This window comes from Brucella tritici, assembly GCF_902825325.1.
GTDB lineage: Bacteria > Pseudomonadota > Alphaproteobacteria > Rhizobiales > Rhizobiaceae > Brucella.
The window spans coordinates 224,522-238,830 of record NZ_CADEAR010000001.1; the positions used below are offsets into that span (position 1 = coordinate 224,522).

Consider the following 14,309-nt stretch of genomic DNA (forward strand, 5'->3'; position numbering starts at 1 on the left):
GAATGAACAGAACTCCCAAGGCAATGGTCATGGTACAGGCGACGAAACCAGCAAATTTCATCATCCGTCCACTCCAGCGAAGCGAAGTGACTGACATCTGGCAGATCGATCGTAGTGAGATCATTGAGGAAATGTATCGTCTGGAAGGAGAAAAGCTTCTTCTGGAGCCACAGTTCTATGACGTGCGAGGCTGGCCGGAAGGCGAAGCGGAGATCTATACACCTATCCTGCTCGACTGTTACGACCATGAAGGCGTATTTCTCGCAGCCTATCTCAATGACACCCTGGTCGCCATCGCGGTTACGGATGTGCGTCCTGTCGGCGCATATCCTGACCTACATCAGCTTGGTTTCATGCATGTTAGCAATGCCGTTCGGGGAATGGGGCTTGCAGGCGAACTCTATCGACGCAGCATCGCCATGGCGAAGGAAACCGGAGCGGAAGGCTTTTATATTTCTGCGACGCCCACACGGCGGACCATCGATTTTTATCTGAGGCAGGGCGCGAAGGTCACAACGATGCCCGATCCGCTGCTGTTCAACCGTGAGCCGGAAGACATTCACCTCATCCATCGATTCAACGCGCAAGCTTCTTGACGCGGAACTGAAACCGCTATCATCGTCAGCCATGCGTATTCTGCTCGTCGAAGACAATCTCACCCTCGCAAACTGGCTGGCAAAAAGCCTGCAACAGTCAAACTACAGCGTCGATACGGTGCACGACGCAGCCGATGCGGAACAGGCGCTTGCCTTCACGCAATACGATCTGGTGATCCTTGATCTTGGCTTGCCCGACAAGACCGGACTCGATGTGCTGGAACACGTCCGCCGCAGAGGCAATGAGGTACCCGTTATCATTTTGACAGCCAACGCGAGCCTCGACGGGCGCATCCGCGGATTGGATGCTGGTGCTGACGATTATCTGGCAAAGCCCTTCGAACTCAGCGAACTTGAGGCACGCATTCGCGCTCACCTTCGCCGGTCAAGCCAGCGGACCGCGCCAGTCGTAACCTGCGGCTTGCTGCGTTTCGACACCAACACTCGATTATTCTCTCTCGGAAATGACCCGCTGTCGCTTACGCCTAAGGAACATGCGGTTCTGGAACAACTTCTGCGACGTATCGGAACGACCGTCAGCAAGGCCACGCTTGTTCAAGGCATCTACAATTTCGACAGCGAGACCGACGAGAATGCCATCGAGATTTACATTCATCGCCTGCGCAAAAAACTGGAAGGCACCAAGGCTGAAATCGTAACCTTGCGCGGCCTCGGCTATCTGCTGCGCGAAGCGAATTGAGATGAAACGGCTATTCACCCGCCTTTCCCAAAGTCTGCGCGCGCAACTCGTTTCGTGGATTGTGTTCCCGCTGATTATCGTTGCCGGGATCAATCTGTGGACCGCGTGGCGCGCGTCAGAAAACATGGCTGGCATCGTGTCAGACCGCATGTTGACGGCATCTGCACGCGCCATCGGCGAAGCAACCGCCGCCTCGCATAATGCTATCGATGCCGTCATCCCTCCGGTCGCATTGGAGATGTTTTCGACCGGAAATGGCGACCGGGTCTATTATCGTGTCGAGACGTCGGATGGCCGCTTGCTGGCAGGCTTTCCCGACCTGCCAAAACCGGCCAAAATCGCGGATTACGACCCGCTCCACTATGAGGGCACCTATCGCGACCATCCCTTGCGACTGGTTGTCGTGCGTCATCCTGTTGCCGCGCCACCCAACCTGCCACAAGCCGTCGACGTGGTCGTGGGTGTCACGCTTGCCGGATATACCGCCATGCAGCGGGAGCTATGGCTGAACTCTGTGCTGGAACAATCGCTGCTTATCATTGTCGCCGGTGCCCTTTCGCTATTGGGCTTGCGCTTTGTGCTGCGCCCGCTGATCCGGCTCCGCAACGAGGTCCGCAATCGCACATCCGAGCTGGAACCATTTGATCCGCAGACAGTCCAGACCGAACTTAGACCGCTCGTCACAGCGCTTAACCAGTATATGGAGCGCGTGCGCAAGCAGATGTCGGCGCAGCACCGCTTCATCCAGAACGCAGCACATCAGTTGCGTACTCCGCTTGCGACGCTTTCGACGCAGGCCAGTTTCGCTGAACGGGCAACCGGTGAAAGCGACCGCAAGGATGTTCTGGCAGGAATCAAGAATACAGCGATGCAGCTCTCACGGCTTGCCGGGCAATTGCTCACGCTTTCGCGTGCCGAACCGGGCAGCAGGCGTCCCCGCGCCGACCGGGTTGATCTGGCGGAAGCGGGACAACAAATTCTGGAAAGCCTCGCGGGCAAGGCGTTCGACCGCAAGATTGATCTCGGGTTCGAACTTAAGGCGACCAAGCCGATGATTTCCGGCGATGGTACAATGCTGCGCGAGATGATCGTGAATCTGGTGGACAATGCACTCACCTATACACCTGAAGGCGGCATGGTAACACTTGCGGTCGATCAAGATGGACGAAAAATCAATATCCGGGTCGAGGACAACGGCCCCGGTATCCCGGCTAGCGAGTATGAGCACGTTTTCGAACGCTTCTATCGTGTTCCGGGCACGCTTGCGGACGGAAGCGGACTGGGCCTTGCCATCGTGCGCGAAGTCGCTGACACGGCGGGCGGCCATGTGGAGCTTTCCCAAACGAAAGGCGGCGGGCTTACGGTGACTATCACCTTGCCCGCCGCCTGACACATTCATGCATTTGACCGACGATCAGCTTCCCTGTTCGGAAAGCGCCTGTGGACGCCATTTCACCAGATGGTTTTCGACCAGTGTGATGATGTATTCCACGACGAGCGCCAGAACCGCCAGAATGACCATGGCGGCAAAAACGCCGTTGGCATTGAACGTGCCCTGAGCGGTTGAGATCATCAGGCCGACACCCTTTTTTGCGCCGAGAAACTCGCCGACGACCGCGCCAACGAGCGCAAAGCCGAAGCTGACGTGAAGGCTCGCCAGAATCCAGCTCATGGCCGATGGTACGATGACAGTGCGCGTGATCTGCGAGCGGGATGCCCCCAATATCTGCGCATTGGCGATTAGCGCACGGTCGGCCTCACGCACGCCCTGAAACGCATTGGCGAAGACCACGAAGAACACCATGACGACGGCCAGCGCAACTTTCGATGCCATGCCAAGGCCGAGCGCGATGATGAAGATCGAGCCCAGCACGACGCGCGGGATAGAATTGGCGATCTTGATATAGATCGAAAACACATCGGCAAGGAATTTGTTGCGGCCCAGCAAGATACCGCAAATGACACCGCCTACTGCACCGATCAGGAAGCCAAGCGCGGTTTCCTCAAGCGTTACGATGATCTGTTCCGAAAGCGGTCCCTGAGACGTGCCTTCCGTGATCCAGATCCATATCTGATCGGTAATGCCCGAAGGACTTGCAAAGAAGAACGGATCGATCAGCCCGGTCCGCGCGCCGAGTTCCCAACCGCCCAGAACGGCGACAAGAATAGCAAGGCGTACGAGGATAACGACCGCGCGTCGGCGACGCGCATCGGCACGAAATTTCGCTTCGGTGCGCGCAAGTTCGTCAGCACTTGCACTGGCTTGCAAATTTGCTGACGCGGAGAGAGTTTGTGTTGTCATAGCATTTTCTCCGATTAGTTTCCGTTGGCCAGAGCGCGCTTTTGGCCGATCTGCACTTCTTCCCGCAAATCGTCCCAGATTACTTTGGCAATATCGACGAACTGACTGTCGTATCGGATATCCTCCATGACGCGCGGGCGTGGAATGTCGATGTCATAAACGCTCTTGACGGTGGCGGGACCTGCAGTCAGCACGTAAACCTTGTCGGCCAGCGCGATAGCTTCTTCGAGGTCGTGCGTGACGAAGATGACCGATGCGCCGGATTGCTGCCAGAGATCGAGCAATTCGCCCTGCATCAATGTACGTGTCTGCACATCAAGCGCGCTGAAAGGTTCATCCATGAGCAGGATTTTCGGCTCATTGATGAAGGTCTGCGCCAGTGCCACGCGCTTGCGCATACCGCCCGAGAGCTGGTGCGGATAATGCTTTTCAAAACGGGCAAGGCCGACGCGTGCGATCCAGCTACGTGCCTTGTCATAAGCCTCGTCCTTGCCCATACCGCGATAGCGTGGACCGGCACTCACATTATCGATGACATTGAGCCAGGGAAAAAGTGCGTCTGCCTGGAACACGAAACCGATATCAGGGCTGATACCTTCAATGGGTTTGCCCATCAGGCGAACTTCACCGGCACTTGGCTTGGCGAGGCCGGTTACGAGATTAAGCGTCGTCGACTTGCCGCAGCCGGTTGGGCCGACAACACAGGCAAATTCACCCTGCGCAACATTCATGGTGAAGTCGCGCAATGCGGTCATCATCTTGCCGTCAGGGGTGACGAAACGGCGGGTCACATTGTTGAGCGCGATTGCAGGCACGCTATTGCCAGCTTTCTCACGCGCAATGGTTCTGGGGGCTTCCATCAGCATGGGTTCCTCGCGGGTATGCGGCACCGCTCGCGCGCGAACCATATCGCGTGCCTTGCAATGCGGTTGAGTATGAAGGCAGCGGGACCGACGTTCGTGGTCGAACGTCGGTCGGGCGCTATTTACTTCGCAGCGTCGAGCGTTGCGTTGGCCTTGTCCACGAACTCGGTCGTGAATGTCTTCGAAAGATCGACCTGCTTTTCCTGAAGCGGCTTCTTGAAGGTTGCGAGAACCTTGAGAACAGTTTCAGGACCATCCTTCGGCATCCGGCCATCCGGCGTGTACTGTGCCTTACCCTCTGCCAGTCCCTTTACGTAAAGGTCCTTGTCACCGACATAATAATCCTTGGGCATCTGGTCGGCGATTTCTTCAGCACTGTGCGAAGCGATATAGCGCATGGTCTTGACCAGAGCGTTGACAAGTTTCTGCGCGTCTTCCTTGTGCGTCTCAAGCCACGCGCTTTGCACGTAGAACGATGCAGCCGGGTATGGTCCGCCCAGCGCTTCGATTGTCTTGTCCGGCGTGCGCATGTCGACCAGAACCTTGGCATCGCCGCTTTTCAGCATGTTTGCGACAGTGGGCTCTGTGGTCATGCCTGCCTGAACGGCATCCTGCTTGAAGGCCGCGATGAAAGTATTGCCTGCGCCGACTGGCAGCAACGTGTAGTCGCCCTGCTTCAAGCCATTACGCATGGCAAGATATTGGGTAAGAAAATCTGTTGAAGAGCCGAGACCCGTGACGCCGAGCGTGTGGCCCTTGAAATCGGCAGGCGACTTGATCTGGTCTGCATATTTGCTGGACACCAGCTCCACTTCGCCTGGAGCCTGACTGAACTGAACGATGGACTGGATGAACTTGCCCTTCGACTGCAGATCGATCGTATGATCGTAAAACCCGACCACGGCCTGAGCTGCACCGGCCAAAAGTTCGTTTTCTGCATCCACACCCGCGCGGCTGTTAATCAGCTCGACATCAAGGCCTTCGTCCTTGAAGTAACCGAGCTTTTCCGTCAGCACTGCAGGAAGATAAATCTGTTTTTCCATACCACCAACGATCACCGTCAGCTTCTCGGCATGGGCCGCGCCTGCGCCAAACACCATCGCGCTGCCAATTAAGGCCGCACCAAACAAATGGCGGCATGAATCGATAGAGATTGTCATCTATGCTCCTCCGAGAGCTCCTGTTGGCCCAGCAAAGCCAAGCCCCTCCTAATATGCGCCGATTCCTCAATCGGTTCTGAATGGTTACCGCAGGCAAGCTTTCAACCAGCTTTCAACAAACTTACAGCGGGCTTGCAAACCCAACGAATTGGGAACCAGAGATTATCGCTATTTGCGTTCAGAGAAACCGAACCACCAGAAGTAATGCCATGATGCGTTTGATACCGCTGTCATAAAACGATCAGTTGCTTTCCCCCTGAATTAGGGGTTCAATCAGTCAAACGGGGAGGCAGTCATGCCATTTCGCGGCAACAAGTATCAGGGTACATACGCGCCAACAGATCTTCAGGTCCTGCAGGCTGCCTATAATCGGTGCTGCGTATTACTCGAGCCTTGTGCGACCACAAACGAGAGCAAAGAAGCTCTCGCGCGCGCGATTATAAGAACATATGAATCTGGCGAACACGACCCCGAAAAGATCGCCGAAACGGTCGCGAAGCTGCAGCTTGCTCGCGTCTAGAGTATTTCCAGCAAAAGCGTGAAGTGGTTTGCGTTTGGGAATACTTTTAAAGTGGTGGGAGAGCAGGTCGAACGGTTCAATTAAAACATGAGCCATGAGGACAACTATATTGACGGAGGGTCAGTTCAAACACGCTATTTGCTTCCGGCAAAGCACTAGTAAAACCCATATGAAAGCCTGAGCAATTTTACTGCAGACTGATTATTTTACATAAACTAAACAATTATCGGTTATAAGATTTTGCAATCGGCTGTCTTTTAGTATAGCGGATCGCACGAAATTACGGGTTTTCGGGTGGAATTATCTATCCGTCAGCCATCTGCGGAATGCGTAGAATGCCATTTTCGAGAGATTACTACTTCGGGCGTTTCAAACCCACCGAGTTGGAAAAGCTGCAAGCGGCTTATGTGAAGTCGTGCGAAACAATGACTCGTTGTCCTATCACCTCTCCCCACAAAGACGAAATGGCGCGCGAAATCATCCAGATTTATGAATGCGGTGTCGTCGATGCTGACAAGATCGCCGAACTCATGGTTCAGATTGAGGCGGTAAAACCGCGCTCTATGAGTGAACAGTTACTCGGCTTGACGACAACCGAGTCCAAGATCGCCTGACAAAATCACTTCAGGAAAAACACCCGGATGCGAAGGTCGCATCCGGGTGTTTTTTGTTCAGCGCTGCGCGACAGGACGAACAAGCGGGGTTACTCGACGGATGGTGACCCGGCGATTTTCCTGCTCTGCGGCTTGCGTGCGAATCTTAAGGAATCGCTCACCATAGCCTTGCGTAACGAGATTTTCTGGGGGGATTTCATAGACTTCCGTCAGGAGACTTGCGACGGATTCAGCCCGCTTGTCGGACAGAACCAGGTTCGAACGATCCGAACCGACGGCATCCGTGTGTCCCTCAATAAAGAACGTCTCGCCAGGGTCCTTGGCCAGCACTTTCTGCATGGCGGTTGCAACCTTGCGCAGTGTCTTGGCCTGCGAAAGGGAAACCTCGGCACTTCCGGTCGCGAAGTGGATCGTATCCAGATCGATACGACGCACCTTGTCACGCAGGCGGGCGGAATGACGGACTTCGTCAATCGTGTAGACGCGTTCCACACGCTCAACTGGCGGCATGGCGAGGAAGTCATAGAAATCGCGATCCGGATCGTCCGCGACGTCGATGATGTAATCCCTAACCGGAATGGTCAGGCGCATCGGGGGCAATTCGTAGCCGACATCAATAATAGAGGCTCGCGGATTGTCGTCATATTCCGGCGCATAGATCATCAAATATTCGTTGCCGTCCCGGTCAATACGGGAGCGCTGAAGAATGTCGCCATATCGATCATAAACCGTGACGATCTGATTTCCGCCCGGACGAACGATGGTTTCACGGGTGCGTCCGCGCGGCAGCTCATCATAATAGGTATCTTCCGCATCGCGGCGCAATCTCGGACGATCATCACCACGTACGAAAATACGGTCACCCACATCGAGAATGACGCGATTATCTACTTCCTCAATCACTTTGACGTTCGCGACATTATTGGTCACATTATTGACTGTCGTATTGTTGATAACCGTATTGTTCACCACTGTGTTGTTGATGATATTTGTGGTTTCCGGCACGGCAAAAACCGGTGCCTCCTTTATACGGGTACCCTCTTCCTTGAGATTGGCTTCGATTTTCTGCGGCAATGCGGCCTTCACTTCGTCCGGAATCGCAACCTGTGCCGCCGCATCATTTGGGGGTAGCGGTGCATTCTCCTCAGACGAACGCTGTTGTTCACGCTGCTTGCGACGCTCTTCACGCGACTGGCTCCCACCGGAATTGTCGGCATCCTTGTCGCTGTCGAGAATGGCGGCGCCATTTTCAACCGGCAAGACAACGGTGTCGTCTGTCTTGGCAGGGTCTTTCGCAATCTCTTGCTTTTCCTCGGTCGAACGCTGATCAACTATCTCCGGTGCTGGCTCCGGCGTAAGCTTTTGCTGGCCTTCGGTTGATTGCGGTTGTTCGACCGGCCGCACAGGTTGAGCCTCATTCTGCAGCTCCTCCGTTGCTTTCGGTTCTTGCGGTTGAGCTTCCTCGGGATGCTCTACAATCGATTCTTCTGCTGGTTCTTTCTGCGAAGGCGTTACCGGGTTTGCCTCTGCCGGTTGCCCAGCTGGCTTTTCCGCTTCCTGAGCGGGAGCCTCCTTGGCTGGCTTTTCGGCTGCAGGTTGCTCGGGTTTAGCTTCATGGTTCGCTGCTGGAGCTTCCTTTACCGGCTTTTCCGCGGGCACGGCTTGCTCTTGAGGCTCAACGGCCTTGCGAGCTGCATCCTCATCAGCCTTCTTTTGTGCTTCGGCTCGACGTAGGGCTTCCTCTTCAGCGGCCTTCTGCTGCTGTTCGCTCTGGCGCTGTGCCTCTTCCTCGGCCTTGTTCTTCTCGGCAGCCTGTTTGGCTTGTTCTTCAGCCTGTTTCTGCGCTTCGCGCTCCGCAGCCTTCTGTTGCTCCTCGGCTTGCTTCTGTGCTTCGCGTTCGGCCGCCTTTTGCTGTTCTTCAGCTTGGCGCTGCGCCTCTGCGTCCGCAGCGCGCTTCTGCTCTTCTGCTTGACGCTGGGCTTCCTCCTGAGCTGCCTTTTGCTGCTCTTCGGCTTGTCGACGGTTTTCTTCCTCGGCAGCGCGCTGTTGTTGTTCAGCCCGACGTGCTTCTTCTTCCGCTGCGTTTTGCTGTTCTTCAGCCTCGCGCTGTTGCTGCTGCAACTGTTCGTCGGACGGCTGCTGGTCTCCATTTTCTTGCGCCAGCAAGATTGGAGCCGTCAACATATCCGCCAGTACTGGCTGCGCAAGAATGGAGGCTGACAGAACCGGCACGGCAACCGTGGCAAGAAGCTTCGAACGAATAGACATATCCTTCTCCTTCTGGAAGGCAGAATTGATATGCGTCTCACCCACAGATTCGCGAGGAGAGACGCCGTAGAGCCGCCAGCGATATCCATCGAATTGGGACAAATTCCGGCAGCTTCACAAATCCGTTATCGTAATCCACATGAACGCAGGCTGAACTCAAACTTTCCAGACCTACGAGATTTGCCGCATTCTCTTGGCCAAAAGCTCGATACCTTCCGCAATGCGATTAATCGGGATGGAGGAATAAGCGATACGGAAATAACGACATGGTCGGTCGTCGCTCCAGAAGAATGGCGACCCTGACTCGATTAACACGCCATCCTCGCGCAGATCGCGTGCGAGCTTGTCGGCATCCATACCTTCCGGCCCTTCGATCCAGAATGCCGTGCCACCAAAACCCGACTTGCCGGCGATTTTCAATCCTTCGCGATCAAGCGCGTCGATCATGACAATGTGACGCTTGTGATATTCGATCCGCATACGGTGGATTACCGCATCGTAATGGCCAAGCGCCAGAAAGTAAGCGGCCGTTCGTTGCAGATGACCGGGCGGATGGCGCAGCATGAGCGCACGTAGTGCTCTCGCCTCGCGAATGACAGGTGCCGGTGCAACCAGATAGCCTAGCCGAAGTCCCGGAAACAGCGACTTGGAGAAGCTGCCCACATAGAGAACGCGACCATATTGGTCGAGCGACTTCAGCGCCGGTGTCGGTGGCTGCAGAAAGCTCATCTCAAATTCGTAATCATCCTCGACGATCACGAAATCACGTTCAGCAGCGGCTTCCAGGAGTGCGATACGTCGCGCGCGCGGCATGGTGGCGGCTGTTGGAGACTGGTGACTTGGCGTAACAAAGACCGCATCGATCTCATCTGGCAACAGTTCCGGCGGCAAGCCGCCTTCATCAACGTCGAGGGCTGTTACACGAGCTCCCGTCAGATGAAGCGTCGCGCTGATATCCGGATGCCCCGGGTTCTCACATACGACATGCGAACGTCGCGTCAAAAGCAGATGGCTGACGATCCAAAGCGCGTTCTGTGCTCCCACCGTGACCAATATCTCGTCCGGTTCAGCCCGTATTCCTCGGCTAGGTAGCGTGCGTGAACGGATATAGTTGACCAGTTCGACGTCGTCCGCGGCAGCAAAATCTCCAGCCATGAGAATAAAGTCTTCTCGTGCCAAGGCGCGCCGGGCGCAATCGCGCCATGCGGCAAGATCGAACAAAGTCTGGTCCATCTGGCCATATAGAAACGGATAGCGATACTTCCGCCAGTCCAGCGGCTTGCGAATGGTCTTGGCAATATTGAATCCGAGACGCAATTTGGACGACCAGTCAACCGCGGTATCGGGTGTCTGCAAGAAATCTCTGTCAGGACGACTGATGGGAGGGGTTATGGCCACGTGATAGGCACTGCGTGACCGCACTTCCAGATATCCTTGGGACACAAGCTCCTGATAGGCCAGCGTTACAGTCAGGCGTGAGACTTTCAGATAATCTGCCAGCCCCCGTGTCGAAGGCATGCGCGCACCCGGTAAAACAGCACCGGAGAGGATGGCCGATACAGTCGTTTCACGGATCTGCGACTGCAATCCGGTGTTTCGGCTGCCATCTATGAAGAAGATCGTCGGCGAGACGGCGTCCAAGGCTTTACTCCATCAGTATATCTGTAATTTCGTCCAAATTTGCGTCAGTTTTTCCGCTTCATGCTCCACTTAGCAATAGTGTTTCTTCTTTCTGTTTCTCTACGTGGAATAATTTCGACGGCAAGGTGAGCGTGCCCGCCGATTTTCGGGCTGCGTCATCTTGATCACCAATCTGGACTTATTGACTATTCCAACTGGATATAAGGCAAATTTGATGAGATGGCTATCGTTTGTAACTGGAACTGCAGATTGGCGAAAAACGCCAACAGTCATGACTAAGTCAGATATGGTTCTTAAATGGAAGGGGAACTCCATGAACTATTTCAATAGCATGAAACGGGTGGCGTTATTTTCGGCCGTAGCAGCGCTTTCTACGTCTACGGCCTATGCCGAAACTACGGTCGTGGTTGGCTATCAACAGATCGTCGGTCCGTTTCTGACCGCGATCGCTGCCGGAAGGTTCGATGCGGCAGCCAAGGAAGCCGGTTACACGATCGATTGGCGCCAGTTCGCATCGGGTGGTGATATTTCGACGGCACTTGCGTCCGGTAACGTGCCCGTCGGTGTGATTGGTTCAACGGGTATCGCAGCGGCCGCCACACGTGGTGTCGACCTGCAACTATTCTGGATTCTCGATAATATTGGCAAATCGGAAGCACTGGTAGCACGAGAAGGCTCGGGCATCGACAAACCGGAAAATCTTAAGGGCAAGAAGATCGGCGTGCCCTTCGTTTCGACCTCGCATTTCCATCTGCTCGTTGGCATGAACGACATCTGGAAGATCAATCCGCGTGATGCGGAGATCCTCAACATGACACCGCCGCAGATCGTTGCCGCCTGGCAACGTGGCGATATCGATGCTGCCTATGTCTGGCCCCCTGCTCTTTCCGAAATCCTCAAGACTGGCAAGGAAATCGCCAATTCTGAAGAAATCGGCGCAAAAAGCGTTCCGACCTTCGATGGACTTGTGGTGGACAAGAGTTTCGCCAGCGAGAATCCCAAATTCATGACCGCCTTCACCACGGTGCTGAAGGAGGCTTATGCCGACTACAAGGCCAATGGCAGCCAGTGGACGGCAGATTCCGAACAGATCAAAGGCATGGTCAAGCTGATCGGCGGCAATGCCGCTGACATACCGGGCGCACTCGCGCTGCTGTCCTTCCCGACAGCGGAAGAACAGGCCTCCCCAGCGTGGCTCGGCGGCGGCAAGGACAGCGGGGCGCTCAAATCCGTCACCCAGAGCGCAAAATTCCTCGTCGATCAAAAGCAACTCGACCAGGCTCTGGATGACTATAGCGGCAACGTAAATGGCAGTTTCGCCGAAGCCGCCGCGAAGTAGTTGCGTGAAGTAATTCAAGCACCTCCCACCAGCGGCATGCCTTGGGCAAGCCGCTGAACCGAGACGGTTCCTGCAATGTTTTGCCTTCTGGCTCAAGCCGGAACCGCTCCTTCGTTCCCGAAAGGTGACGTCATGGAAACCTTGAACGTATCAAATGTCAGTCTGACCTATCCCGGTCTTTATGTGGAAGAAGCCGTGATCGCGCTGAAGGGTGTTAATCTGCGCATCGACAGCGGGGATTTCGTGGTGGCGCTTGGTGCATCCGGCTGCGGCAAGACCACACTTCTCAATCTCATGGCAGGGTTCATGATCCCGTCATCCGGCGAAATCACGTTAGGCGGAAGGCAAGTGCGCGGCCCGGGCGCTGATAGAGGTGTCGTGTTCCAGAAACATGCGCTGCTTCCCTGGCTCAATGTAATCGACAACACTGAATTCGGGCTCAAGCTTCAAGGTGTGCCAAAGGCGGAACGCCGTGCGCGTGCCACCAAGAATCTGGCTCTGGTCGGCCTGCAGGATTTCCACAATCACAAAATCTACCAGCTTTCCGGCGGTATGCAGCAGCGTGTCGGTATCGCCCGCGCACTGACCTGCGATCCGGCGATGCTGCTCATGGATGAACCCATGGCAGCGCTCGATGCCCTCACCCGCGAAACGATCCAGGAACTGCTTTTGCGGGTGTGGCAAGTGACCAACAAAATGTTCTTCTTCATCACTCACAGCGTCGAAGAGGCCCTGTTCCTCGGTTCGCGACTGATCGTCATGTCACCGCGTCCCGGACGGATCACCCATACCTATGATCTGGATTTCAACCGACGCTTTCTGGAATGCGGTGACGCGCGCGCCGTCAAGTCCAGTCCCGATTTCATCAAGATGCGTGAGACAATTCTGGGGATTATCTATGGCGATGAACGTGCATCAGGAAACCCGGAACTGGTCCATGCTTGAGTTTGTAACTCGGGCAAGACCAGTCAAACCCGGTAAAATCTATGGCGCCCCCGGCGACGGCAATAGTGGCTTTATCAGCCTCGTAACCGCACTGATTTTGTTGGGGCTGTGGTTTCTCGTAACGGGAATGGGCTGGGTCAAACCGCTGTTTCTCCCCTCTCCTTTCGCGGTCTATGGCAAGTTCATAGTTGCCATGACCGACGGCGTGGCAAACTCCACTCTGACCGAACATACGCTCGTCAGTCTCGGACGCGTATTGGGTGCTTTCGCTATTGCCTGTATTACGGCAATTCCCATCGGTATCATGATGGGCATGAGCAGCTTCGTACGTGGCGTTCTCGATCCGATAATCGAGTTTTATCGCCCGTTGCCGCCGCTTGCGTATTTGCCGCTGATTATTATCTGGCTCGGGATCGGTGAGTTCCCGAAAGTGTTTCTCATCTTCCTCGCGATTTTCGCGCCGATGGCGATTGCGGCCAGAGCAGGCGTTCGCTCGGTCTCCACGGAGCAAATCCACGCCGCCTATGCAATGGGTGCCTCCCGGACGCAGGTGATAACACAAGTCATCATGAAAGCAGCCATGCCGGAAATCTTTACGGGCATGCGCATCGGGATCGGCGTAGGCTGGACGACGCTGGTTGCCGCGGAAATGGTGGCGGCCAATCGCGGCCTTGGCTTCATGGTGCTCAACGCGGCACAGTTTCTGGCCAGCGACACCGTCATCATGGGCATCATCGTCATCGGTGTGTTCGCTTTCGCCTTCGACCTTTTGATCCGTTACATGGAAAAGGTTCTCATCCCGTGGAAGGGTAAAGTCTGATGGCGCTGCAACCGCTTTAATCAGCCCGACCGAAATCTCATTCGCAATATCAATCGCGCGGCAATTCTGCCGCGCCACAGGGAAGCTTTGCCTAAAAGTGGGCTAGGCTTCAGACTTATCAAGGAGCATTGGAATGTCCGCCGGACAACTCACAGAGAAGCATTTTTCCGACCTCTTCGACGCCTTCAACCGGCACGACATCGACGCGATTATGGCCTTTTTCGCCGATGATTGCGTGTTCTACACCATCGGCGGCGAGGAAGTTTACGGCACCCGCCTCGAAGGCAAGGATGCCATTGCCAAGGCTTTCTCCGGCGTCTGGACCGCCATGCCCGATGTAAAATGGGACGGACACAGACACTTCGTGAGTGGCGACCGTGCCGTGTCCGAGTGGACCTTTCGCGGAACCGATACCAACGGCGCACGCGTCGAGGCCGAAGGCTGCGATCTTTTCACACAGCGTGACGGCAAGATCGTCCGCAAGCAGGCATTCCGCAAGAACCGGCCTTTGCTGAAGGCGTAAGCCCCAACAATGTCCGTC

Annotated in this window: 13 protein-coding genes; 8 read left to right on the forward strand and 5 right to left on the reverse strand. The window is 55.3% G+C overall.

Annotated features, from left to right (window positions below; all coding sequences use genetic code 11):
• Positions 1–2 precede the first annotated feature (2 nt).
• The 3 genes from HWX93_RS01045 to HWX93_RS01055 are packed head-to-tail and all read left to right on the forward strand — an operon-like array spanning position 3 to position 2,686.
• Positions 3–596: a GNAT family N-acetyltransferase gene (locus tag HWX93_RS01045; RefSeq protein WP_235969039.1), complete on the forward strand. Its 594-nt coding sequence runs from the start codon at positions 3–5 to the stop codon at positions 594–596.
• 31 nt (positions 597–627) lie between these two features.
• Positions 628–1,296 (forward strand): response regulator transcription factor, encoded by a 669-nt coding sequence (locus tag HWX93_RS01050; protein ID WP_109988783.1) that lies wholly within the window; start codon positions 628–630, stop codon positions 1,294–1,296.
• Between the two features lies 1 nt (position 1,297).
• The gene (locus HWX93_RS01055; protein WP_176036171.1) at positions 1,298–2,686 is read left to right on the forward strand and encodes a sensor histidine kinase; all 1,389 of its coding nucleotides are present in this window, start codon (positions 1,298–1,300) and stop codon (positions 2,684–2,686) included.
• A gap of 24 nt (positions 2,687–2,710) precedes the next feature.
• Here HWX93_RS01055 and HWX93_RS01060 read toward each other — a convergent pair whose 3' ends face one another.
• The 3 genes from HWX93_RS01060 to HWX93_RS01070 all read right to left on the reverse strand — a co-directional run bounded on the left by HWX93_RS01060 (position 2,711) and on the right by HWX93_RS01070 (position 5,609).
• Positions 2,711–3,598, reverse strand: a complete 888-nt coding sequence (locus HWX93_RS01060; protein WP_176036172.1) for an ABC transporter permease — start codon at positions 3,596–3,598, stop codon at positions 2,711–2,713.
• Positions 3,599–3,612: 14 nt separating this feature from the next.
• On the reverse strand, positions 3,613–4,464 hold the full coding sequence (locus HWX93_RS01065) for an ABC transporter ATP-binding protein (RefSeq protein WP_176036353.1): 852 nt from the start codon (positions 4,462–4,464) through the stop codon (positions 3,613–3,615).
• A gap of 119 nt (positions 4,465–4,583) precedes the next feature.
• Entirely contained in the window at positions 4,584–5,609 is a 1,026-nt protein-coding gene (locus HWX93_RS01070) for an ABC transporter substrate-binding protein (RefSeq protein ID WP_419190601.1), read from the reverse strand.
• An 867-nt stretch (positions 5,610–6,476) separates the two neighbouring features.
• Here HWX93_RS01070 and HWX93_RS01075 point away from each other — a divergent pair.
• On the forward strand, positions 6,477–6,755 hold the full coding sequence (locus HWX93_RS01075) for a hypothetical protein (protein WP_176036174.1): 279 nt from the start codon (positions 6,477–6,479) through the stop codon (positions 6,753–6,755).
• 57 nt (positions 6,756–6,812) lie between these two features.
• On the opposite strand, the gene HWX93_RS01080 is transcribed toward HWX93_RS01075, so the two are convergent.
• Together HWX93_RS01080 and HWX93_RS01085 are read right to left on the reverse strand one after the other, a co-directional pair.
• Positions 6,813–9,023 carry an OmpA family protein gene (locus HWX93_RS01080; protein WP_176036175.1) on the reverse strand — a complete coding sequence of 737 codons (2,211 nt, stop codon included), beginning with the start codon at positions 9,021–9,023 and terminating at the stop codon, positions 6,813–6,815.
• A gap of 171 nt (positions 9,024–9,194) precedes the next feature.
• Positions 9,195–10,664, reverse strand: a complete 1,470-nt coding sequence (locus HWX93_RS01085) for a PLP-dependent aminotransferase family protein (RefSeq protein WP_176036176.1) — start codon at positions 10,662–10,664, stop codon at positions 9,195–9,197.
• A 313-nt stretch (positions 10,665–10,977) separates the two neighbouring features.
• On the opposite strand from HWX93_RS01085, the gene tauA reads away from it, so the two are divergent.
• From tauA to HWX93_RS01105, 4 genes are all read left to right on the forward strand, one after another.
• Positions 10,978–12,003 carry a taurine ABC transporter substrate-binding protein gene (gene tauA / locus HWX93_RS01090; RefSeq protein WP_176036177.1) on the forward strand — a complete coding sequence of 342 codons (1,026 nt, stop codon included), beginning with the start codon at positions 10,978–10,980 and terminating at the stop codon, positions 12,001–12,003.
• A 132-nt stretch (positions 12,004–12,135) separates the two neighbouring features.
• A complete protein-coding gene (locus HWX93_RS01095; RefSeq protein WP_025091973.1) occupies positions 12,136–12,948 on the forward strand; it encodes a taurine ABC transporter ATP-binding protein in 813 nt (270 codons plus the stop codon).
• On the forward strand, positions 12,941–13,768 hold the full coding sequence (locus HWX93_RS01100) for an ABC transporter permease subunit (protein ID WP_109988791.1): 828 nt from the start codon (positions 12,941–12,943) through the stop codon (positions 13,766–13,768). Before HWX93_RS01095 ends, HWX93_RS01100 begins: the two co-directional genes overlap by 8 nt.
• A 133-nt stretch (positions 13,769–13,901) precedes the next feature.
• Positions 13,902–14,291 carry a nuclear transport factor 2 family protein gene (locus HWX93_RS01105; RefSeq protein WP_109988792.1) on the forward strand — a complete coding sequence of 130 codons (390 nt, stop codon included), beginning with the start codon at positions 13,902–13,904 and terminating at the stop codon, positions 14,289–14,291.
• Positions 14,292–14,309: the final 18 nt, after the last annotated feature.